This is a genomic window from Geodermatophilus sp. SYSU D01180 (genome assembly GCF_054050415.1).
Window position 1 is genome coordinate 25254 of record NZ_JBJGZH010000025.1, and the last position, 21473, is coordinate 46726.

Sequence of the window (21473 nt, forward strand, 5' to 3'; positions counted from 1 at the left end):
GGCAGGTGCCGCCGGCCCTCGTCGGGACGGGTGCGCCCCCCCCACGGGAGCGCGGTCGGGTCAGGGCCGGCCGTGCCCGGAGGCGGACGAGCCGCCGTGCTGCCCGGAGGACTGCTGACCGGGGTCGGTGGCCGGCGACGGGGTGTACGGCTGACCGTGCCCCGGCTGCCCCGGCTGGCCCCACGGCTGCGCCGGCTGGCCGCCGTAGGGGGCGGGCTGCCCGTACGGGCCCGGGGCGCCGTACGGGCCGGGCGCCGCGGGCGGGGCCGGGGCGCCGCCCTGGCCGGCGCCGAGGTCCGGCGCCTGCTGGTTGGCCCACTGCGCGGCGCCGGCGAAGGCGCCGGGCAGCGCCGGCTTGTTCCGCATCTCCGGCAGCAGCCGCAGGAACGCGAACACCGCGACCGCGACGGTGACCAGGAAGCCGAGCAGCGCGAAGACCGAGAAGCCGGCCTCGAAGGTCTGGATCCAGGCGATCAGGGTGAGCAGCGCGGCCAGCCCGGCCAGGCCCACGGTGATCCAGCTGCGCGGGAAGCCCAGGTCCAGCTGCACGACCGCCGGCAGCAGCGCCCACACGGCGGCCAGGAGCAGCAGCACGAAGCTGAAGGTCACCAGGCCGCTGACCTCGAAGCCGGAGAAGCTGTAGCTGATCTCCGGGACGTCGAAGCCGGGGACGTCGAAGCCGAAGTCGTCACTGCTGGAGAAGGTCGCCCACGGCAGCAGCGCGAGGACCAGGTAGACCAGTGCGCCGGCGGCGACGACGTAGTCGGCCATCTTCAGGCGCTCGAGGTCGAGGCTCGGACCGGCCGGGCGCGGGGGCTGGCCGTACGGCGAGGGGGCGCCGGGCGGCGGCTGCTGGCCGTACGGCTGCCCGTAGGGCTGCGCCGCGCCGTAGGGCTGCTGGCCGTAGGGCTGCTGGCCGTACGGGGCCTGCTGGCCGTAGGGCGGCTGGCCGTACCCCGGCTGGCCGTACCCCGGCTGGCCGTACCCCGGGTGGCCGCCCGGTCCCGGCTGCCCGGGCATCCCGGGCTGCTGAGGCGGCTGACTGGACGTCATCGATCGACTCTCCCTCGTCACATCGGTACGGCGTCGCGGATGCTCTCCCCCGCCGTCGACGGGTGGCAACCGCGTCGCGCTCGCCCCTCACCACGAGGGGCGAGATCGTGACCGCCTCGCAACCCGCCCCCGCGTAGCGGAACTGCCCCGGCTCCTGGGGAGGGGCCGGGGCAGTTCACGCAGGTGGCGCTCAGGCGCCGACGATCTCCCGCATGAGGCGGGCGGTCTCCGACGGCGTCTTGCCGACCTTGACCCCGGCGGCCTCGAGGGCCTCCTTCTTGGCCTGCGCGGTGCCGGCCGAGCCGGACACGATGGCGCCGGCGTGGCCCATGGTCTTGCCCTCGGGCGCGGTGAACCCGGCGACGTAGCCGACGACCGGCTTGGTCACGTTGGCCTTGATGAAGTCGGCCGCGCGCTCCTCGGCGTCGCCACCGATCTCACCGATCATGACGACGGCCTCGGTCTCCGGGTCGTCCTGGAAGGCCTGCAGGCAGTCGATGTGCGTGGTGCCGATGACCGGGTCCCCGCCGATGCCGACGCAGGTGGAGAAGCCGATGTCCCGGAGCTCGTACATCATCTGGTAGGTCAGCGTGCCGGACTTGCTGACCAGGCCGATCCTGCCCTGCTTGGTGATGTTGGCCGGGATGATGCCGGCGTTGGAGCGCCCGGGGCTGATCAGGCCGGGGCAGTTCGGGCCGATGATCCGGGTGGCGCTGCCCTGGGCGTGCGCCCAGAAGTAGGTGGAGTCGTGCACCGGGATGCCCTCGGTGATGACGACGGCGAGCCCGATCTGTGCGTCGACGGCCTCGATGACCGCGCCCTTGGCGCCGGCCGGCGGCACGAAGATGACGCTGACGTCGGCGCCGGTCTCCTTCATGGCCTCGGACACGCTGCCGAACACCGGCACGCTGGCGCCCTCGAAGTCGACGCGCTCGCCGGCCTTCTTCGGGTTCACGCCGCCGACGATCGCGGTGCCGGAGGCGAGCATGCGCTGGGTGTGCTTGCGCCCCTCCGACCCGGTCATGCCCTGGACGATGACCTTGCTGTTCTCGTTGAGGAAGATCGACATCTCTTCAGGTCCTGTCGGGAGTGGGCGGTCAGGCGGCGGCGAGCTCGGCGGCCCGGCGCGCGGCGCCGTCCATCGTGTCCACCAGGGTCACCAGCGGGTGGTTGGCCTCGGCGAGGATCCGCCGGCCCTCCTCGACGTTGTTGCCGTCGAGCCGGACGACGAGCGGCTTCGTGGCCTCGTCGCCGAGGATGCCCAGCGCGTGCACGATGCCGTTGGCGACCGCGTCGCAGGCGGTGATGCCGCCGAAGACGTTGACGAAGACGCTCTTCACGGCCGGGTCGGACAGGATGATGTGCAGCCCGTTGGCCATCACCTCGGCCGAGGCGCCGCCGCCGATGTCGAGGAAGTTGGCCGGCTTGACCCCGCCGAACTCCTCGCCCGCGTAGGCGACGACGTCGAGGGTGCTCATGACGAGCCCGGCGCCGTTGCCGATGATCCCGACCTCGCCGTCGAGCTTGACGTAGTTGAGGTCCTTCTCCTTGGCCGCGGCCTCCAGCGGATCGGCCGAGGCGGTGTCCTCGAGCTCGGCGTGCTGGGGGTGCCGGAAGGAGGCGTTCTCGTCGAGGGTGACCTTCGCGTCGAGCGCGAGGACGGTGCCGTCGGGCGCCTTGGCCAGCGGGTTGACCTCGACCAGGGTGGCGTCCTCCTGGGCGAAGGTCTCCCACAGCTGGACGGCGATGGCGATCACCTGGTCGCGCACCTCGGGGGCGAACCCGGCGGCGTCGACGATCTCGGCGGCCTTCTGCGCGTCGACGCCGGTCGTGGCGTCGACGGGGACGCGGGCGAGGGCCTCGGGCCGCTCGACGGCGAGCTGCTCGATCTCCATGCCGCCCTCGACGCTGGCCATGGCCAGGAAGGTGCGGTTGGCGCGGTCGAGCAGGTAGGAGAAGTAGTACTCCTCGGCGATGTCGCTGGCCTGGGCGACCATCACGCGGTGGGTGATGTGGCCCTTGATGTCCAGCCCGAGGATGTCCTGGGCGCGGGCCCTGGCCTCGTCGGCGTCGTTGGCCAGCTTGACGCCGCCGGCCTTGCCGCGGCCGCCGGTCTTGACCTGCGCCTTGACGACGACGGTCTGCCCGATCTCGCGGGCGATCGCCTCGGCCTGGTCGGGTGTCTCGGCCACGCCGCCGGGCAGCACGGGCACGCCGTGCGAGGCCAGCAGGTCACGCGCCTGGTACTCGAAGAGATCCACGAACAGGCACCGTAAACCTCGCCCGTCCCGGCCGCCGCACCGGCACCGGGCCCCGTGCGCGGGGTCACAGACCCCCGGAGAGCCGCCGCAACGCGGCCACGACGTCGTCCGGCGGGGTGCCGCCGGGGAAGCGGCGCACGGCGGGGGGCAGGTCGCCCCCGCGGTCGTCGTCGCCGTCCCCGAGCACGAAGGCGGTGACGTCGTCGACGCCGGCGGCGGACAGCCGGTCGAGGAGCTCGCCGAGCAGCCGCGGCGGCGCCCCGGCCACGCCGACGGCGTCGGCGTCCTCCTGCACGACGGTGGCGGCCAGCCGTCCGGCCGAGGTCACCTCGCCGGTCAGCACGACCTCGGCGCCGGTGTCGCGCAGCGCGCGGGCGAGGGCGACCGCACGCGGGTCGTCCTGCCCCTGGGGTCCGGCGACGACGACGCGCAGCCGCTCGCCCGCCGTCACCGGGCGGTCGTGCGGCGCAGCCGCCAGGCCAGCGCGGTGAGCAGCGCGTAGCCCAGCCCGGCGGCGAGCAGCCCGGCGCCGGGGACGGTCCACTCCAGCTCGTCGGAGGCGAGCGCGTCGCGCAGGCCGCCGAGCGCGGCGGCGAGCACGGTCACCGCGACGGCGAGGAAGCCGCCGACGGCGGCCAGCCGCGGCCGCAGCGAGGGCGCCAGCACCGAGGCGAGCAGGACGGCGCCGGCCAGCAGCAGCCCGCCGAGCAGCGCCAGCCCGGGCCGCTCGAGCAGCGCCTGCGGGCCCTGCTGCTCGACCACGACCTCCAGGCCGGTGGACGGGTCGTCGACGAGCCGGTCGGGGACGTCGGCGGCCGGCAGCGCCAGGCACAGCACGGTGAGGACCCCGAGCAGCACCGCCGCGCCGGCCAGCGCGCCGCGGGCGGGGTCGAGCGCCCCGCGGTCCTCCATGACGGTGCGGCTCCACGCAACCGCGGCGCACCCGCCGGCCAGGACGGTCAGCGCGAGCCCGGCGACCTCCAGCCACCAGCCGGCCCCGGTCTGCACGGAACTGGTGAGCACCCGCTCCCCGGCCAGCACCTCGACGGCGGGACGGACGGTGGAGGCGCTGCCGCGGTAGACCTCGATGAGCAGGGAGCCCAGCGCCAGCGCGCCACCGACGCCGGCGTAGGCCAGCCCGAAGCGCGGCACCCGGCCGGCGGCCAGCACCGCCCCCACCGCGACGGCGGCCAGCGGGACCACCAGGCCGACCAGCGCGGCGCCGAGCCCGCCGGCCAGCGACAGCTCCCGGCCGCCGACGACGAGGTAGGTCGGGAACAGCGCGGCGACCCCGGCCAGGCCGGCGAGCACCAGCAGCACCCCGGCGGCGCGGGCGCTGCCGGGCCGGTGGCCGACGACCAGCCCGTCGTCCGGGACGGGAGGGGCGGCCGGCGTGCGGGCCGGGCGCCGGGCCGCGGCCGGGCGGGCGCCGGTGCGCCGCGCCCCGGCGGCCGCGGACCCGGTGCGGCGGGCGGCACCCGCGGCCCCGGGCCGCCGGGCGCCGTCCCGGGTCCGGTCGTCGCGGGCAGCACTCTCACGGCCGGCCACGGGTCCCCCTTCGTCGAGATGTGTCGCGTTCCGGTCTCGATCTCGTCGAGATCTCCGCGTCGCCTGTGTGACGGTCACCACACCAGGGCATTACCGTCGCGTGAACCGAGCACCACTGCGGTGCTCCGCCGCTGACGGGCCCGGGTCCCTGGACACCGCCGGCGGCAGTCGAACGGGAAGGACGTCCATGCGCGCGACCGGCGACCCCGGGTGCCGTCCAGAGTGGCACACCGGAGAGCCCTTCCCGGGTACGCCACGGGACGCTCTGCGGGCGCTGGTCTCCCCCACCACCGTCGCCGGCGGGCTCACCGAACTGGCCTGGGTCGGGGCGCACGCCCTGCTCTACCCGCTGGGCGCGCGGACCGAGGCCCTGCTGCTGGACCCGCGCCGCCGCCCGGGCGTCCAGCCGGCCGCCGTCCGCGCGCTGTTCGCCGCCGACCCGCTCGCCGCGCGCGTCCCGGTGCTACTGGTGCACGGGCTCATCGACAACCGGTCGATCTTCACCGTCATGCGCCGCCGGCTGCGGCGGCGTGGGTTCACGCAGGTCTGCACCTGGAACTACAGCCCGCTGCTGAGCGACGTCGCCGAGGGCGCGCGCGACCTCGGCGAGCACGTCGAGCGGATCTGCGCCCGCACCGGCCACGACCGGGTGCACCTGGTGGGACACAGCCTCGGCGGCCTGATCGCCCGGCACTACGTGCAGCGCCAGGGCGGGGGCCGGCGGGTGGAGTCGCTGGTGACCCTCGGCACGCCGCACGGCGGCTCGGTGCTGGCCCACCTGCTGCCGACGCCGATGGTGCGCCAGCTGCGGCCAGGGTCGCCGGTGCTCCAGGAGCTCGCCGAGCCGGCGCCGGACTGGTCGACGCCGATGACCGCCGTCTACAGCAACCTCGACCAGATCGTCGTCCCCACCGTCGCCGGCCGGTGCGACCACCCGGACCTGCGGGCGCGCAACGTCCTCGTCCGCGGCGTGGGGCACATGTCGCTGCCGTTCCACCGCGGCGTCGTCGACGAGGTGGCCGCGACGCTGGCCGGGCTGCGCCCCGCCGCCCCGGCGCCGCTCGCCGCCGCCGCCTGAGCGGCACCCCACCCCGGGGAGACATGGCGACACGCAGCGTCGCGTCCCACGGTCGGCCCTGACGGAACGTTACGGTCCGATCACGGCGCCGGTACCCACCGGCGGGCGTCTCGCAGGCGCCTCCACCGCCGTCGCTCCCCCGACGGACTGCCCCGCGCAGGAGTCCCGGGAGCGTGGACGAAGGGTGCCCCGTGACCTCGCTCCTCGAGCCCGCGGCGACCGGCCGCCGGGCGACCGGGCCCGACGCGACCGGCCGCATCTCGTCCGGCCCGCTGGGGACCCCGGCCGTGCCGCCGGTCCCGCGGCCCGCGGTGCCGAGCACCGTCCTCCCCGCCCGGGTGGTCGCCCCCGCCGCCCCGGCCGGGGACGTCGAGGTCGCTGCCGAGGTCGAGGACGCCGAGGTCGAGGACGCCGAGGTCGAGGACGCCGCCGAGGCGGCCTCCGAGGCGGCCGGCACCGAGCCCGCCGACACCGGACCCGCCGCGCGGCGCACCGTCCGCCGCCCGCCCGGCCGCCGCGGCCCGCTGTGGCTGGGCGCGCTCGTCGCCGGTGCGCTCGTCGCCGCCGTCCCCGCCCTCACCGGCGGCGCCCCGGCCCCGTCCGCCTCGGTGAGCGCCGCCGACTACGGCCTCGGCGCCGCCGACATCGGCCTGACCGGGGACATGGAGGACGCCGGCGTCCGGCAGGGCATCACCCAGGCCGAGGCCGCCGTCCGGCTGTCCGAGCTGGCCGCCTCCCGCGCCGCCCGCGAGCCGCGGACCGTCGCGCCGACGACCGGCCGGATGACCACCTGCTTCTGCCAGCGCTGGGGCTCCATGCACTGGGGCATCGACCTGGCCAACTCCCTCGGCACGCCGATCTACTCGGTCACCGACGGGGTCGTGCTCCGCGCCGGCCGCGCCTCCGGGTACGGCAACGCCGTCTACGTCCAGGACGCCGACGGCAACGTGCACATCTACGGGCACATGCGCTACTACGACGTCTCGGCCGGCGACATCGTGCACGCCGGCGACGAGATCGCGAAGATCGGCAACGAGGGCCAGTCCACCGGCCCGCACCTGCACTACGAGATCCACCGCGGCGGCATGACCGGGCGGCCGATCGACCCCGAGGAGTGGCTCGCCGACCACGGCGTCACCCTCTGATCTGTCGGCCTCCGGCCGACGACCGCGGCCAGGTGCCGTCCCCCTGTTGCGCTGAGCCCTGCCCGCCGGTCGTCGGGGACCCTCCGGGCCCCGCTCCTCACGGCGCCTCGCAGGGCGGATCCCGTCGGGATCCGCGACGACCACCGCGCACCGGTCGGTGCCGCGGCCGCAGGCCCTCGTCGGGGAACGCTCCGCGCCCCCGCTCCTCGGGCCTAGAGCTTGACCAGCGGGGCGTAGCGCAGGACGAGGCGCTTGGTGCCGCCGGAGCCGAAGTCGACCGTGGCCTGCGCCTTGTCGCCGGCGCCGCTGACCTCGACCACCGTGCCCAGGCCGAACGCGTCGTGGCTGACCCGGTCGCCGACCTCGACGGAGATCACCGGCCGGTTGCCGCGGCCGCCGCGCAGGCCGCCCGTCGACAGCCCGGTCGCCGCCACCCGCTGCTGCGCCGACGAGCCGGTGCTCGGCGCCGGCGTCGGGTCGGTGCGCGCCCAGTGCACGGTGTCCGAGGGCAGCTCGTCGAGGAACCGCGACGGCGGGTTGTAGGCCGGCTGCCCCCAGCTGGTGCGCACCGTGGCGCGGGAGAGGAACAGCCGCTGCCGGGCGCGGGTGATGCCGACGTAGGCCAGCCGCCGCTCCTCCTCCAGCTCCCGCGGGTCGCCGAGCGCCCGCAGGTGCGGGAACACGCCGTCCTCGAGGCCGGTCAGGAACACGACCGGGAACTCCAGGCCCTTGGCGGTGTGCAGCGTCATCAGCGTGACGACGCCGGCCTCGTCGCCGGAGACGGGGATCTGGTCGGCGTCGGCCACCAGCGAGACCTGCTCGAGGAAGTCGGTGACGGTACCGCCGGGGTTGGCCGCCTCGAACTCGGCGGCCACCGAGATGAGCTCGTTGAGGTTGTCGACGCGGCCCTCGTCCTGCGGGTCGGTGCTGGCCTCGAGCTCGGCGAGGTAGCCGGTGCGGTCGAGGATGCTCTCCAGCAGCGCGGCCGGGCCCGAGCCGGTCTCGACCAGCTGCTCGAACTCCTCCAGCAGCGCGACGAACTCCTGGATCGCCTTGAGCGACCGCGGCGCCAGCGTGGTGATCTCCGGACAGCGGCGCAGCGCCGACGGGAAGGCGATCCGCTCGCGGTCGGCGAACTGCTCGATGCAGGACTCGGCCTTGTCCCCGATGCCGCGCTTGGGCGTGTTGATCACCCGGCGGAGGCTGACGACGTCGGCCGGGTTGGCGACCACCCGCAGGTAGGCCAGCGCGTCGCGGACCTCCTTGCGCTCGTAGAAGCGCACCCCGCCGACGACCTTGTAGGGCATGCCGACGCGGATGAACACCTCCTCGAACACACGGGAGGCGTTGTTGGTCCGGTAGAAGACGGCGATGTCCGCGGGCCGGACCGTGCCCGCGTCGACCAGCGCGTCGATCTGCTCGGCGACCCAGGCCGCCTCGTCGTGCTCGTTCTCGGCGACGTAGCCCTCGATCAGCTCGCCGTCGCCGGCGTCGGTCCACAGGTTCTTGGGACGCCGGCCGGTGTTCTTGGCGATGACCGTGTTGGCCGCCTTGAGGATCCGCTGCGTGGAGCGGTAGTTCTGCTCGAGCAGGATCGTCGTCGCGTCCGGGTAGTCGCGCTCGAACTCGTCGATGTTGCGGATCGTCGCGCCGCGGAAGGCGTAGATCGACTGGTCGGCGTCGCCGACGACGCACAGCTCGGCCGGCGGGACCGGCCCCTCGCCCGTGCCGACCAGCTCGCGTACCAGCACGTACTGCGCGTGGTTGGTGTCCTGGTACTCGTCGACCAGCACGTGCCGGAACCGGCGCCGGTAGTGCTCGGCGACGTCGGGGAAGGCCTGCAGCAGGTTGACCGTCGTCATGATCAGGTCGTCGAAGTCCATGGCGTGCGCCTCGCGCAGCCGCCGCTGGTAGAGCGTGTAGGCCTCCTTGAGCACCTTCTCCGGTGCCGTCTGGGGGCTGAACGCCTCCTCGTCGACCAGCTCGTTCTTCAGGTTCGACACCTGGGCGGCGAGGCTGCGGCCGGGGTAGCGCTTGGCGTCGAGGTCGAGGTCGCGGGCGACCATCGTCATCAGGCGGACCGAGTCGCCCTGGTCGTAGATCGTGAACGACGACTTCAGGCCGAGCTTGGCCGACTCGGCGCGCAGGATCCGCACGCACATCGAGTGGAACGTGGACACCCACATCGCCCGGGCGCGCGGCCCGACCAGCTGCGCGACGCGCTCCTTCATCTCGCCGGCGGCCTTGTTGGTGAAGGTGATCGCCAGGACCTCGCCCGGCTGCACCCCGCGGGCGCCGAGCAGGTAGGCGACGCGGTGGGTGAGCACCCGGGTCTTGCCCGACCCGGCACCGGCCACGATGAGCAGCGGGCCGCCCTCGTGGACGACGGCCTGGCGCTGGGGACCGTTGAGTCCGGCCAGCATGCGGTCCAGTTCCCGGCCGGCCGAGCCGGGAGCGGAACGCTGGAGCGCGGCGGTTCCGGGGAGGGCCTGCTGCACGCTGCTCATAGCCACACCACTGTAGTTCGGACCGACGACGGACCCGCCCGCGCCGGACCGCCCCTCGCGGCCGCCGGGCGTGCTGTGGCACACTCGGCGACGTGCTGCTCGCCACCGTCAGCTTTTACTACGGGCACCGGGTTCCGGTGTCCGTCGCCGCCGGCTGAGCAGCCGCCGCAACGAACGCCCCGGGCCCGAGGAGCCCGGGGCGTTTCTCGTTCCCCGGGGTCCGACGGCCCTTCCCGCCCCGGAGGAACCCGATGACCGCCACCCTGCCGCCCACCGACGCCGACACCCGCATCGCCGAGCTGCGCGGTGAGATCGACGCCTGCGACGCCGAGCTGATCGCGCTGGTGCAGCGGCGGCTCGCCGTCTCCCAGGAGATCGGCGAGCTGCGCCGCTCCACCGGCGGCACCCGGCTCTCGCTGTCCCGGGAGCAGCAGGTGATCGACCGCTTCCGCACCGCGCTGGGTCCGGACGGGGCCGCGCTCGGGATGCTGCTGCTGCGCCAGGGCCGCGGCCGCCTGTGAGACGAAGGACCCCCTCGCCCCCCACCGCTCGCACGCTCGCGGCGGGCCCCTGCGAGGGGGCCACCGCGTCACGTTCCGGAGGGCTGCGTCGTCTCCATGGGGACACCCCCTGAGAGAGGACGCCGCCGTGACCGGGACCCGCACCGCCCGCATCCCGCTCGACCCACCCCGCACGCTGCTCACCCGCCTCGTCGACCGGTACTCGCGCCGCACCTACGGCTCGACGCTCGACCCCGCCGCCGCGATGGCCCACCACCCGCGGTTGCTGCTCACCGAGCTCCGCCACGAGCAGTCCCTCGCGAGGTGGGACCGGCTCGACCCGACGCTCAAGTCGCTCGCGGTCATGTCGGCGGCGGTGACCGTCGGCTGCTCGTGGTGCGTCGACTTCGGCTACTGGATCGGGACCGCGCACGAGGGGGTGGACCCGGCCAAGCTGCGCGCCGTCCCCACCTGGCGGGACAGCGACGCGCTCACCGGCCTCGAGCGGCGCGTCGTCGAGTACGCCGAGGCGATGAGCACCACGCCCCCGGGCGTCACGGACGAGATGGTCGCCGCCCTGCGGCGCGACCTGGACGACGCCGCCCTGGTCGAGCTCACGATGATGGTCGCCGTGGAGAACAGCCGGTCGCGGGCCAACAGCGCGCTGGGCCTGACCAGCCAGGGCTTCCGGGACCGCTGCGAACTCCCGGCCCCCGCGTGACCGGCCCGCTGCCGGCGTTCGACGCGCACCGGCGGCTGCTGTTCACCGTCGCCTACCAGATGCTGGGCAGCGTCGCCGACGCCGAGGACGTCGTCCAGGACGCCTGGCTGCGCTGGTCGGCCGCCGACCGCGACGACGTCGCCGACCCGCGCGCCTACCTGGTCCGGGTCACCACCCGGCTGGCGCTGGACCGGCTGGACTCCGCCCGCGCGCGCCGGGAGGCCTACGTCGGCCCGTGGCTGCCCGAGCCGCTGCTCACCGACGGGGCCGCGGACCCGGCCGACGAGGCGGTGCTCGGGGAGGAGGTGTCGCTGGCGCTGCTCGTCGTCCTGGAGAGCCTGTCCCCCGCCGAGCGGGCGGTGTTCGTCCTGCGCGAGGTGTTCGGGCTGCCGGCCGCGGAGGTGGCCGCCGTCCTCGGCCGGTCGGAGGCCGCGGTCCGGCAGATCGGGCACCGGGCGCGGGAGCACGTGGCCGCCCGCCGTCCGCGGTTCGACGCCGACCGGGCGACCCACCGCGAGGTCACCGAGCGGTTCCTCGCCGCGTGCGCGGGTGGCGACGTCGACGCGCTGCTGGCCGCGCTGGCCCCGGACGCGGTGCTGATGACCGACGCCGGCGGCCGGGCCAGGGCGGCGCTGCGGCCGATCACCGGCGCGGACAAGGTGGCCCGCTTCCTCGCCGCCGTCATCCCCGGCGGGATGTCGCAGCCGGGGCTGCGGATGGTGCTGACCGACGTCAACGGCCGGCCCGGGGTGGCGGCGTGGACCGACGGGGAGCCCCTCGTCGCGGTCTCGCTGGTCGTCACCGACGGGCTGGTCCAGCAGGTCCTCGTGGTGCTCAACCCCGACAAGCTGGCGGGCCTGCGGGTGGGCGCACCCCCTGCATAGGCTCGCGCGGTGACCGCCGTCCCGCCCCGGAAGCCCGCCGAGCACGTCGAGCGCGTCCTGTGCGTGCTCGCCCACCCCGACGACGTCGACTTCGGCAGCGCGGGCACCGTGGCGACCTGGACCGCGGCCGGCACCGAGGTCGTCTACTGCATCGTCACCGACGGGGACGCGGGCGGGTTCGACGAGACCCCGCGCGACCGGATGGGCCCGCTGCGGCGGGAGGAGCAGCGGGCCGCGGCCGCCGCGGTCGGCGTCACCGACGTGCGCTTCCTCGGCTACCCCGACGGCCGGCTGGAGCTGACCCTCGACCTGCGCCGGGACATCAGCCGGGTCATCCGGCAGGTCCGCCCGCAGCGGGTGCTCACCAGCTCCCCGGAGCGCTGGTACGAGCGGGTCGGCGCCAGCCACCCCGACCACATGACCGTGGGCGAGTCGACGCTGCGCGCGGTCTACCCCGACGCCCGCAACCCGTTCGCCTTCCCGGAGCTGCTGGCCGACGAGGGCCTGGAGGCGTGGACGGTGGAGGAGGTGTGGCTGGGCGCCAGCCCGCGGGCCGACCACGCCGTCGACGTGACCGACGTCGTCGAGCTCAAGTTCGCCGCGCTGAAGAGCCACGTGACGCAGGTCAGCCACCTCGACGACCTGGAGTCCTTCGTCACGGGCTGGATGGCGCAGACCGCCCGCCGCTTCGGCCTCCCCGACGGCCGCCTGGCCGAGGCCTTCCACGTCGTCCACACGGCGTGAGCGGCCGGCTCAGAGCAGGCGGTTGGTCGCCGCCCAGCGGGTGAGCTCGTTGCGGTTGGACAGCTGCAGCTTGCGCAGCACGTTGGACGCGTGGGACTCGACGGTCTTCACCGAGATGAACAGCCGCGAGCCGATCTCCCGGTAGGTGTAGCCGCGGGCCAGCAGCTGCATGACCTCACGCTCGCGGGCGCTGAGCAGGTCCAGGCCGGGGTCGGTCGCCGGGTCCTCCGCCGGCGCGGCCGACGGCGCGCTCGCGGCGAAGGCGTCGAGCACGAAGCCGGCCAGCCGCGGGCTGAACACGACGTCGCCCTCGGCCACCCGCTGCACCGCCGACACCAGGTCCGGCCCGGAGATGGTCTTGGTGACGTAGCCGCGGGCGCCGGCGCGGATGACCGCGATGACGTCCTCGGCGGCGTCGGACACCGACAGCGCCAGCCAGCGCACGTCGGGCAGCTCGGCGCGCAGCGTCTCGAGCACGGTGCGGCCCCCGCCGCCGGGCATGTGCACGTCGAGCAGCACGACGTCGGGGACGGTGGCCCGGATGCCGGCGACGGCGGAGTCGACGTCGGAGGCCTCGCCGACCACGGTGACGGCGCCGCCGAGCTCGGCGCGCACGCCGGCGCGGACCATGGCGTGGTCGTCGACGACGAAGACGCGGGGGACGCTCACGCGGCGGCCTCGCGCGGCAGCACGAGCTCGACCTCGGTGCCCTCGCCCGGCGCCGAGCGCACCGTCGCCGTCCCGCCCAGGCGGGTGAGCCGGCCGGACACGGAGTCGCGCAGCCCGCGGCGGTCGGCCGGGACGGCGGACGGGTCGAACCCGGCACCGCGGTCGCGGACGAACACCGACACCGACTGCGCGCCCACCTCGGTGTAGAGGTCGGCGGAGGTCACGCCGGCGTGCTTGGCGGCGTTGAGCAGCGCCTCGCGGGTGGCCGCGCCCAGCGCCGCGAGCGCGTCGTCGACCGGGGCGTCGCCGACGACGACCGGGTCCACGGTGAGCGCGTGGTCGCCCTCCACCTCCGCGACCATCTCCGAGACCAGCGCGGCCCAGGTGCCGCCGCCGGGCGACGACGCCGGCTCGTACAGCCAGCTGCGCAGCTCGCGCTCCTGGCTGCGGGCCAGCCGGGCGACCGCCTGCTGGTCGGCGGAGTTCCGCTGGATGAGCGCGAGGGTCTGCAGCACCGAGTCGTGCAGGTGCGCGGCGACGGCGGCCCGCTCCTCGGAGCGGATGCGGGCGGTGCGCTCGGTCTCGCGGGAGTCCAGCAGCCGCCGCCAGAACGGCGCGGTGGCCAGCACGACGCCGACCATGATGACCAGGGTGGCGACGAAGCCGTTGCGCGCCGCGGCCAGCTGCCCCGTCGTCGCGAGCAGCAGGACCAGGCCGATCGCGGCGAGCGCCGCGCCGCCGGCGAGCACCCAGCGGACGCCGGGCCGGGTCAGCGTGCGGTCGGTGTCCAGCTGCCGCCAGATGACGGCGAGGCCGCCGCCGACCAGCAGCAGCGGCGCGATGAGGTCGTTGTTGCCCCAGGTCGCGAGGTTGGTGACCAGCACCATCGCGCCGAGGCCGAAGAAGGCCAGGCCGACGGTCTGCCGCCGGCTGGGCCGGGCGGCCGTGCCGGGGGCGACCTCGCCCAGCGGCACGAAGAACCACAGCAGCGCGTAGGCGATGACGCCGATGCCGGTCACCGCCAGCGCGACGAACGCCGCCCGGACGACCAGCGGGTCGGTGCGCAGGTGCGCCGCCGTCCCCGCCGCGACGCCGGCGAGCATCCGGCCCTGCCGCGGGCGCACGAGCGGTGGCCGGGTCTCGGCCGGGCGGGTCGCCACGGCGGTGGCGCCCGCGGGAGCCGGTGGGGTCTCGGGGGGCTGCGGGGTCCCGGTCGGCCGGGGGGTCTCGGTGGGCACGTCGACGGGGCCGGCCGGCGGGGCGCCGGCCGGCAGCCCGCCCGTGCTGGGCGCCGTCCTCGTCACGGCACCGATCGTCGCACCGCCCGCCCCTCCCCCGGTACCGGGAGACCCCCGGACGGGCAGGACCAGGGTCGGATGGGGGCCTTCCCCGATGTCGCGGCGGGCGCCCGCTCGGCACGCTCTGTGCCATGACCGCCGCCTCCCCTCCTCCCGCCCCACCCTTCGACCCGCCGCCCGCACCACGCCCCACGCTCCGGCGCAGCCGCACCGACAAGGTGCTCGGCGGCGTCGCGGGCGGCCTCGCCGAGTACAGCGGCGTCGACGCGCTGCTGTGGCGGGTCGGCTTCGTCGCCCTGACCCTCGCCGGCGGCACCGGCGTCCTCGTCTACGGGCTGCTCTGGCTGCTCATGCCGCGCGGGCCGCGCCGGGCCGTCGACGGCGCGCCCGCCGAGCCGCCGGCGCCCCGCTCCCCCGTCGCCGGGATGACGATCGCGGGGCTGCTCATCGTCGTCGGCCTGATGGTCCTGGTGACCCGCTACACCGACCTCGACCTCGGCCCCCGCGGGTTCCTCGCCGGCGCGCTGCTCGTCGTCGGCCTGGGGCTGGTCGTCTCGGCGCTGACCCGCGGCCGCACGCCGCGCGGCGGGCTGATCGCGCTGGGCTCGGTGCTCACCCTGGCGCTGCTGTTCACCTCGTCCGTCCCCACCTGGGACGCCGACGACCGCTTCGGGCCCGGTGGCGGCGTGGGCGACCGCGACTACCGCCCGGCGACCGTCGAGGACGTGCGTCCCGTCTACCGGCTGGGCGCCGGCGACATGGACGTCGACCTCTCCCGGATCGACGTCGACGACATCGACGAGCCGGTCGAGGTGCGCATCGAGCACGGCGTCGGCGACCTCGACGTGACCGTCCCCGACGACGCCGACGTGCGGGTCGACGTCGAGAACGGCATCGGCAACGCCGAGCTGTTCGACCAGGAGGGCGACGACGGCTACTTCCGCGCACCGGGCGGCGACAGCCGGCCCGAGTTCGTCCTGACCATCGACCACGGGGTCGGCGACCTGGAGGTGTCCCGTGCCTGACTACAGCGAGTTCCCCACCACCCCCACCGGCTGGCAGGAGCGCGCGCTGGCCGCCGACTGGCAGCACACCAGCGCCCTCCCGGTCGAGGCCCCCGCCCCGAGGCGGCGGGTGGACCTGGTCGCGCTGGTCCCGGGCGTCGCGTTCGTCGTCCTGGCGCTGGTCTTCCTCGCCGGGGTGACCGTGCCGCTCGGCTTCCTCGCCGACGGCGGGCTGCTGTGGCTGCTGCTGGTCGCTGTGGGCGTGGCGCTGATGGTGAGCGAGCTGCGGAGGGCGCGCCGCAGGCGCGGCTGACGACACGGGGCGGCCGTTGCGAGGGCCCGGGGAGCGAGGAGCTCCCCGGGCCCTCGCCGTGTCAGCCGGCGACCCGGTCGACGAAGGCCAGCGCCCGGGTCCAGAACAGCGCGGTGGCCCCGGGGTCGTACTCCGCCGGGAGGGACGGGTCGGTGAACAGGTGTCCGTGCCCCGGGTAGCGGAAGACCTCGAGGGTCGCGCCGGCGGCGGCGACGTCGACGGCGAACGCCTCGTCCCACTCCGCGGAGCGCTTCGGGTCGTCCGTGGTCCGGTGCAGCTGCGCGGGCAGCCCGGCCGGCCAGCCCGGCGCGCCGAGGACCGCCACCGGCAGCGCCCCGGAGACCAGCAGGACGCCGCTGCACCGGCGCTGCGTGGCCACGTGCTCGGCCATCCCCGCGCCGTTGGAGAAGCCGGCGGCGACGAACCCGTCGGGCAGGTCCCGGACGGCGTCGACCGCGCGGGCCATGAGCGCCGGGAACCCGACCGTCTCGACGTACGCGCCGGCCTCGGCGTAGTCGTCGAAGACCCGCCCGTCGTACTGGTCGACGACGCGGACCTCGTGGCCGGCCGCCCGCAGCCGGTCCGCGGCGTCGGTGACCCCGGGCCGGACGCCGAGGACGGAGTGGAAGAGCGCGATGGTCGTCATGGACCCACGGTGGCGGGTCCTCGGTGACACCGTCCTGTCACCGACTCCTGCGAGGATCCGCGCCGTGAACCGCACCGACCGGTTGCACGCGCTCACCGAGGAGCTGCGACGTGCCGGGCCGCGCGGGCGGACGGCGCAGCGGCTGGCCGCGTGGCTGGAGGTGTCCACCCGCACGGTCAAGCGGGACGTCGGCGCCCTGCAGCAGGCCGGCGTCCCGATCTGGGCGAGCTCCGGTCCCGGCGGCGGCTATGTGCTCGACGCCGCGGCCACGCTCCCGCCGGTGAACCTCACGCCGGCGCAGGCCGTGGCGGTCGCCGTCGCCCTGGCCGGCGCGGCGGACGCGCCGTTCGCCGCCGACGGCCGCGCGGCGCTGGAGAAGGTGCTCGACGTCCTCGGCCCGCAGGCCCGGGCGGAGGTGGAGCGGCTCGGCGGGCGGGTGTGGGTGCGGGCGCCCTCCGGCCGGCGCCCGGACCCGGCGCCGGTGGTGGAGGAGGCGCTGGCCCGGCGCCGCGTCGTCGCGATCACCTACCGGGACCGGACGGGGACGGCGTCCCGGCGGCGGGTGGAGCCGCACCTGCTGGCCCGCACCGGCGACCGCTGGTACCTCGTCGGCTGGTGCCGGGAGCGGGACGCGCCGCGCTGGTTCCGCTGGGACCGCATCGAGGCCGCCGCCCTGACCACCGAGCCGGCCCCCGAGCGCGACCCCGCCGTCTACGGCACTCCCCCGCCCGACGCCCACGCGGTCAGGTGACCGGCGCCACCCTCATTCCCACTCGATCGTGCCCGGCGGCTTGCTCGTCACGTCGAGGACGACCCGGTTGACCTCGGGCACCTCGTTGGTGATGCGCGTGGAGATCCGGGCCAGCACGTCGTAGGGCAGCCGCGTCCAGTCGGCGGTCATCGCGTCCTCGCTGGACACCGGCCGCAGCACCACCGGGTGGCCGTAGGTGCGCCCGTCGCCCTGGACGCCGACCGAGCGGACGTCGGCCAGCAGCACCACCGGGCACTGCCAGATCTCGGAGTCCAGCTTCGCGGCGCCGAGCTCCTCGCGGGCGATGGCGTCGGCGCGCCGCAGCACGTCGAGCCGCTCGCGGGTCACCTCGCCGACGATGCGGATGCCCAGCCCCGGGCCGGGGAACGGCTGGCGCTGCACGAGCCGGTCGGGCAGGCCGAGCTGCCGGCCCACCTCGCGCACCTCGTCCTTGAACAGCGTCCGCAGCGGCTCGACGAGGGTGAACTGCAGGTCCTCGGGCAGCCCGCCGACGTTGTGGTGGCTCTTGATGTTGGCCGTGCCGGTGCCGCCGCCGGACTCCACGACGTCGGGGTAGAGCGTGCCCTGCACGAGGAAGTCCACGGTCTCGCCGTGCGCCTGCGCGTCGGCGACGACGTCGGTGGCCGCCTGCTCGAACACCCGGATGAACTCGCGGCCGATGATCTTCCGCTTCTGCTCCGGGTCGCTGACGCCGGCGAGGGCGGAGAGGAACTGCCCGCTCGCGTCGACGACCCGCAGGTCGGCGCCGGTGACCTCGGCGAAGTCGCGCTCGATCTGCTCGGTCTCGCCCTGCCGCATGAGCCCGTGGTCGACGTACACGCAGGTGAGCCGGTCGCCGATGGCCCGCTGCACGAGCGCGGCGGCCACGGCGGAGTCGACGCCGCCGGACAGCGCGCACAGCGCCCGCCGGTCGCCGATCTGCTCCCGGATCCGCTCGACCTGCTCGCCGACGACGTTGCTCATCGTCCAGGTGGGCTCGAGCCCGGCGATGTCGAACAGGAAGTGCTCGAGCACCGTCTGGCCGTGCGCGGTGTGCCGCACCTCGGGGTGGAACTGCACCCCGGCCAGCCGCCGGTCGACGTCCTCGAACGCCGCCACCGGCGCGCCGGTGGAGGTGGCGGTGACGGTGAACCCGGGCGGCGGGACGCTGACGGCGTCGCCGTGGCTCATCCACACCGACTGCTCCACCGGCAGGTCGCCGAACAGCCGGCCCTGCGTGGTGACCGTCAGCGGGGTGCCGCCGTACTCGCGGTCGCCGGTGTGCGCGACCGTGCCGCCGAGCGTCTGCGCCATCGCCTGGAACCCGTAGCAGATGCCGAAGGCGGGCACGCCGCCCTCGAACAGCGCCGGGTCGACCTGCGGCGCGCCGTCGGCGTAGACGCTGGAGGGACCGCCGGAGAGCACGATCGCCGCCGGCTTCCGCGCCAGGACCTCCTCCGCGGGCACCGACGACGGGACGATCTCGGAGTAGACGCCGGCCTCACGGATGCGCCGGGCGATGAGCTGGGCGTACTGCGCGCCGAAGTCGACGACCAGGACGGTGGGGAAGTCCATCAGTCGGGTCGACCGCCGATCACCAGGTCCACGCGCTGGAACTCCTTGAGGTCGCGGTAGCCGGTCTTGGCCATCGTGCGGCGCAGCGCGCCGAACAGGTTGGTCCGGCCGTCGGAGGTCTCGGCGGGGCCGAGCAGCACCTGCTCGAGCGACCCGGCCGACGGGACCGGCGCCGAGGTGCCGCCGCGCGGCAGCCGCGGATGGGCGGCCACCGAGTCCCACCAGACGCCGCCGCCAGGGGCCTCCCTGGCCGCGCGCAGCGGCTCGCCGACCTGCACGGCGTCGGCGCCGCAGGCCAGCGCCCGCGCGATCGCGCCGCTGGTCTCGATCCGGCCGTTGGCGATGACGTGCACGTACCGGCCACCGGTCTCGTCGAGGTAGTCGCGACGGGCGGCCGCGGCGTCGGCGATCGCGCTGGCCAGCGGCACCCGGATGCCCATGACGGCGTCGCCGGTGGAGAAGCTGTCCGCGCCGACGCCGACGATCACCCCGGCCGCGCCGGTGCGCATGAGGTGCAGCGCCGTCTGGTAGTTCGCGGCGCCGCCGACGATCACCGGGACGTCGAGGTCGGCGATGAACGACTTGAGGTTGAGCGCCGCGCCCTGGGTGGTCACGTGCTCGGCGGAGACGATCGTGCCCTGGATGACCAGCAGGTCGACCCCGGCGGCGAGCACCGCGGGCGCGAGCTGCTCGGTGTGCTGCGGCGAGACGCGCACCGCCGTCGTCACGCCGGCGTCGCGCATCTCCTTGATCCGGGCGGTGATCAGGTCCGGCTTCACCGGCTCGCAGTAGACCTGTTGCAGCAGCGACACCGGCGGCGGCGCCTCGGTGGCGGCCTCGCGCAGCTGCCGGTAGACCGGCAGCGGGTCGTCGTAGCGGGTCCACAGCCCCTCGGCGTTGAGCACGCCGAGGCCGCCGGCCCGGCCGACGGCGATCGCCGTCGCCGGGCTGACGACGGCGTCGCTGGGGCTGGTGACCAGCGGGATGTCGAACCGGAAGGCGTCGATCTGCCAGGCCGTGGAGACGTCGTCGACGTCGCGGGTGCGGCGGGACGGGACGATCGAGACCTCGTCCAGGTCGTAGCCGCGGCGGGCGAAGCGGTTGAGGCCGATCTCGACGGTGTCGCGGGCGGGCATGGTCAGCGCCCCCGGTAGTTCGGCGCCTCGACGGTCATCTGGATGTCGTGGGGGTGGCTCTCCACGAGACCGGCCGAGGTGATGCGGGTGAGCTGGCCGCGGTCCTGCAGGTCGGCGACGGTGCCGGCACCGGCGTAGCCCATCGACGCGCGCAGGCCGCCGACGAGCTGGTGGGCCACGGTCGCCAGCAGGCCGCGGTAGGGCACCTGGCCCTCGATGCCCTCGGGGACGAGCTTGTCGTCGGAGAGGACGTCGTCGGCGAAGTAGCGGTCGCGGCTGTAGGACTGGTTGCCGCGCTTCTGCATGGCGCCGAGCGACCCCATGCCGCGGTAGGTCTTGAACTGCTTGCCGTTCATGAACACCAGCTCGCCCGGGGCCTCCTCGACCCCGGCGAACAGCCCGCCGATCATGACGGTGTCGGCGCCGGCGACCAGCGCCTTGGCGATGTCGCCGGAGTACTGCAGGCCGCCGTCGGCGATGACCGGGACACCGGCCGGCTTGCAGGCCAGGCTCGCCTCGTAGATGGCGCTGATCTGCGGGACGCCGACGCCGGCGACCACCCGGGTGGTGCAGATCGAGCCGGGGCCGACGCCGACCTTGACCGCGTCCGCGCCGGCGTCGACCAGCGCCTGCGCGCCGCCGCGGGTGGCGACGTTCCCGCCGACCACCTGCACGCCGCCGTCGCCGCCGAAGTCCTGCCGGACCCGGGCGACCATCTCGAGGACGGCGCGCTGGTGGCCGTGCGCGGTGTCGACGACGACCACGTCGACCCCGGCGTCGACCAGCAGGCCGGCCCGCTTGTAGGCGTCCTCGCCCACGCCCACCGCCGCGGCGACGACGAGCCGGCCGTCGGCGTCCTTGGTGGCGTTGGGGTACTGGTCGCGCTTGACGAAGTCCTTGACGGTGATCAGGCCGCGCAGCCGGCCGGACTCGTCGACGATCGGCAGCTTCTCGATCTTGTGCTGGGACAGCAGCCGCAGCGCGGTGTCGGGGTCGACGCCGACCGGGGCGGTGACCAGCGGCATCTTCGTCATGACGTCGCGCACGAGCCGGTTCTGGTCGGTCTCGAAGCGCATGTCGCGGTTGGTGACGATGCCGACCAGCACGCCCTCGTCGTCGACGACGGGCGCGCCGGAGATGCGGTAGCGGGCCGACAGGGCGTCGACCTCGGCCAGGGTGTTGTCCGGCGAGCAGGTGACCGGGTTGGTGACCATGCCGGCCTCGGAGCGCTTGACCAGGTCGACCTGGCCGGCCTGCTCCTCGGCGGCGAGGTTGCGGTGCAGCACGCCCACGCCGCCGACCCGCGCCATGGCGATCGCCATGCGGGCCTCGGTGACGGTGTCCATCGCGCTGGAGACCAGCGGCACGGCCAGCCGGATGCCCCGGGTGAGGCGGCTGCTGGTGTCGACCTCGGCGGGGACGACGTCGGACTCGCCGGGGATGAGCAGGACGTCGTCGTAGGTCAGGCCGAGCGGGGCGAACTTCGCCGGCAGCTCGGGGCGGTGCCCGTCAGGTGCGTGGTCGTCGGGCTGCATGGTGCCGCCACCCTCTCCGTCGGCTCATGCCCCCGGCCGGGCGCGCGGGAACCCCTCCGATCGTAGGCCGGGCGCTCCGGTGCCCGGGACGCCGCCGGGCGCTCG

The 21473-nt window shown here is 75.3% G+C and carries 21 protein-coding genes; 9 read left to right on the forward strand and 12 right to left on the reverse strand.

What is annotated here, in order from left to right; all coding sequences use genetic code 11:
* Nucleotides 1-60: 60 nt before the first annotated feature.
* From ACI8AA_RS19280 to ACI8AA_RS19300, 5 genes are all read right to left on the reverse strand, one after another.
* Complete coding sequence (locus tag ACI8AA_RS19280) at nt 61-1053, reverse strand: hypothetical protein (protein WP_457045992.1); 993 nt, start codon at nt 1051-1053, stop codon at nt 61-63.
* Between the two features lie 190 nt (nt 1054-1243).
* Nucleotides 1244-2122 carry a succinate--CoA ligase subunit alpha gene (sucD, locus tag ACI8AA_RS19285; RefSeq protein WP_457045993.1) on the reverse strand — a complete coding sequence of 293 codons (879 nt, stop codon included), beginning with the start codon at nt 2120-2122 and terminating at the stop codon, nt 1244-1246.
* A 28-nt stretch (nt 2123-2150) separates the two neighbouring features.
* Nucleotides 2151-3314, reverse strand: coding sequence for an ADP-forming succinate--CoA ligase subunit beta (gene sucC / locus ACI8AA_RS19290; protein WP_457045994.1), 1164 nt, complete (start codon nt 3312-3314; stop codon nt 2151-2153).
* A gap of 64 nt (nt 3315-3378) precedes the next feature.
* A complete protein-coding gene (locus ACI8AA_RS19295; protein WP_457045995.1) occupies nt 3379-3765 on the reverse strand; it encodes a cobalamin B12-binding domain-containing protein in 387 nt (128 codons plus the stop codon).
* Entirely contained in the window at nt 3762-4862 is a 1101-nt protein-coding gene (locus ACI8AA_RS19300; RefSeq protein WP_457045996.1) for a hypothetical protein, read from the reverse strand. The genes ACI8AA_RS19295 and ACI8AA_RS19300 overlap by 4 nt, the downstream gene beginning before the upstream one ends.
* A gap of 187 nt (nt 4863-5049) precedes the next feature.
* On the opposite strand from ACI8AA_RS19300, the gene ACI8AA_RS19305 reads away from it, so the two are divergent.
* Entirely contained in the window at nt 5050-5940 is an 891-nt protein-coding gene (locus ACI8AA_RS19305; RefSeq protein WP_457045997.1) for a lipase family alpha/beta hydrolase, read from the forward strand.
* A 191-nt stretch (nt 5941-6131) separates the two neighbouring features.
* Nucleotides 6132-7085 (forward strand): M23 family metallopeptidase, encoded by a 954-nt coding sequence (locus ACI8AA_RS19310; RefSeq protein ID WP_457045998.1) that lies wholly within the window; start codon nt 6132-6134, stop codon nt 7083-7085.
* 212 nt (nt 7086-7297) lie between these two features.
* Here ACI8AA_RS19310 and pcrA read toward each other — a convergent pair whose 3' ends face one another.
* Nucleotides 7298-9592, reverse strand: coding sequence for a DNA helicase PcrA (gene pcrA, locus ACI8AA_RS19315; RefSeq protein WP_457045999.1), 2295 nt, complete (start codon nt 9590-9592; stop codon nt 7298-7300).
* Nucleotides 9593-9843: 251 nt separating this feature from the next.
* Here pcrA and ACI8AA_RS19320 point away from each other — a divergent pair, with 251 nt between their 5' ends.
* The 4 genes from ACI8AA_RS19320 (at nt 9844) to ACI8AA_RS19335 (ending at nt 12441) form a co-directional block, all read left to right on the forward strand.
* Nucleotides 9844-10113 carry a chorismate mutase gene (locus tag ACI8AA_RS19320; RefSeq protein WP_457046000.1) on the forward strand — a complete coding sequence of 90 codons (270 nt, stop codon included), beginning with the start codon at nt 9844-9846 and terminating at the stop codon, nt 10111-10113.
* Between the two features lie 127 nt (nt 10114-10240).
* On the forward strand, nt 10241-10813 hold the full coding sequence (locus ACI8AA_RS19325) for a carboxymuconolactone decarboxylase family protein (RefSeq protein ID WP_457046001.1): 573 nt from the start codon (nt 10241-10243) through the stop codon (nt 10811-10813).
* A complete protein-coding gene (locus tag ACI8AA_RS19330; protein ID WP_457046002.1) occupies nt 10810-11697 on the forward strand; it encodes an RNA polymerase sigma-70 factor in 888 nt (295 codons plus the stop codon). The genes ACI8AA_RS19325 and ACI8AA_RS19330 overlap by 4 nt, the downstream gene beginning before the upstream one ends.
* 9 nt (nt 11698-11706) lie before the next feature.
* Nucleotides 11707-12441 carry a PIG-L deacetylase family protein gene (locus ACI8AA_RS19335; protein WP_457046003.1) on the forward strand — a complete coding sequence of 245 codons (735 nt, stop codon included), beginning with the start codon at nt 11707-11709 and terminating at the stop codon, nt 12439-12441.
* A gap of 9 nt (nt 12442-12450) precedes the next feature.
* On the opposite strand, the gene ACI8AA_RS19340 is transcribed toward ACI8AA_RS19335, so the two are convergent.
* The gene (locus ACI8AA_RS19340) at nt 12451-13110 is read right to left on the reverse strand and encodes a response regulator (protein WP_387987634.1); all 660 of its coding nucleotides are present in this window, start codon (nt 13108-13110) and stop codon (nt 12451-12453) included.
* Nucleotides 13107-14414 carry an ATP-binding protein gene (locus tag ACI8AA_RS19345; RefSeq protein ID WP_457046004.1) on the reverse strand — a complete coding sequence of 436 codons (1308 nt, stop codon included), beginning with the start codon at nt 14412-14414 and terminating at the stop codon, nt 13107-13109. The genes ACI8AA_RS19340 and ACI8AA_RS19345 overlap by 4 nt, the downstream gene beginning before the upstream one ends.
* Before the next feature lie 125 nt (nt 14415-14539).
* Between ACI8AA_RS19345 and ACI8AA_RS19350 the strand changes: the two genes are divergently transcribed.
* Together ACI8AA_RS19350 and ACI8AA_RS19355 are read left to right on the forward strand one after the other, a co-directional pair.
* Complete coding sequence (locus ACI8AA_RS19350) at nt 14540-15433, forward strand: PspC domain-containing protein (protein WP_457046005.1); 894 nt, start codon at nt 14540-14542, stop codon at nt 15431-15433.
* Entirely contained in the window at nt 15426-15725 is a 300-nt protein-coding gene (locus ACI8AA_RS19355) for a hypothetical protein (protein WP_457046006.1), read from the forward strand. Before ACI8AA_RS19350 ends, ACI8AA_RS19355 begins: the two co-directional genes overlap by 8 nt.
* A gap of 61 nt (nt 15726-15786) precedes the next feature.
* Here the strand turns inward: ACI8AA_RS19355 and ACI8AA_RS19360 are convergent, their stop codons facing one another.
* Nucleotides 15787-16371, reverse strand: a complete 585-nt coding sequence (locus tag ACI8AA_RS19360) for a dienelactone hydrolase family protein (RefSeq protein ID WP_457046007.1) — start codon at nt 16369-16371, stop codon at nt 15787-15789.
* Between the two features lie 64 nt (nt 16372-16435).
* Here ACI8AA_RS19360 and ACI8AA_RS19365 point away from each other — a divergent pair, with 64 nt between their 5' ends.
* On the forward strand, nt 16436-17122 hold the full coding sequence (locus ACI8AA_RS19365; protein WP_457046008.1) for a helix-turn-helix transcriptional regulator: 687 nt from the start codon (nt 16436-16438) through the stop codon (nt 17120-17122).
* 12 nt (nt 17123-17134) lie between these two features.
* Here the strand turns inward: ACI8AA_RS19365 and guaA are convergent, their stop codons facing one another.
* The 3 genes from guaA to guaB are packed head-to-tail and all read right to left on the reverse strand — an operon-like array spanning nt 17135 to nt 21368.
* Entirely contained in the window at nt 17135-18697 is a 1563-nt protein-coding gene (gene guaA / locus ACI8AA_RS19370; protein WP_457046009.1) for a glutamine-hydrolyzing GMP synthase, read from the reverse strand.
* Complete coding sequence (locus ACI8AA_RS19375; protein ID WP_457046010.1) at nt 18697-19833, reverse strand: GuaB3 family IMP dehydrogenase-related protein; 1137 nt, start codon at nt 19831-19833, stop codon at nt 18697-18699. Before ACI8AA_RS19375 ends, guaA begins: the two co-directional genes overlap by 1 nt.
* A gap of 2 nt (nt 19834-19835) precedes the next feature.
* Nucleotides 19836-21368 carry an IMP dehydrogenase gene (gene guaB, locus ACI8AA_RS19380; RefSeq protein WP_457046011.1) on the reverse strand — a complete coding sequence of 511 codons (1533 nt, stop codon included), beginning with the start codon at nt 21366-21368 and terminating at the stop codon, nt 19836-19838.
* Nucleotides 21369-21473: the final 105 nt, after the last annotated feature.

Coding starts and splice junctions, on each gene's coding strand:
- ACI8AA_RS19280 (WP_457045992.1), bottom strand. CDS start 1,053: ATGACGTCCAGTCAGCCGCCTCAGCAGCCCGGGATGCCCGGGCAGCCG.
- sucD (WP_457045993.1), bottom strand. CDS start 2,122: ATGTCGATCTTCCTCAACGAGAACAGCAAGGTCATCGTCCAGGGCATG.
- ACI8AA_RS19305 (WP_457045997.1), top strand. CDS start 5,050: ATGCGCGCGACCGGCGACCCCGGGTGCCGTCCAGAGTGGCACACCGGA.
- pcrA (WP_457045999.1), bottom strand. CDS start 9,592: ATGAGCAGCGTGCAGCAGGCCCTCCCCGGAACCGCCGCGCTCCAGCGT.
- ACI8AA_RS19320 (WP_457046000.1), top strand. CDS start 9,844: ATGACCGCCACCCTGCCGCCCACCGACGCCGACACCCGCATCGCCGAG.
- ACI8AA_RS19350 (WP_457046005.1), top strand. CDS start 14,540: ATGACCGCCGCCTCCCCTCCTCCCGCCCCACCCTTCGACCCGCCGCCC.
- ACI8AA_RS19360 (WP_457046007.1), bottom strand. CDS start 16,371: ATGACGACCATCGCGCTCTTCCACTCCGTCCTCGGCGTCCGGCCCGGG.
- guaA (WP_457046009.1), bottom strand. CDS start 18,697: ATGGACTTCCCCACCGTCCTGGTCGTCGACTTCGGCGCGCAGTACGCC.
- ACI8AA_RS19375 (WP_457046010.1), bottom strand. CDS start 19,833: ATGCCCGCCCGCGACACCGTCGAGATCGGCCTCAACCGCTTCGCCCGC.
- guaB (WP_457046011.1), bottom strand. CDS start 21,368: ATGCAGCCCGACGACCACGCACCTGACGGGCACCGCCCCGAGCTGCCG.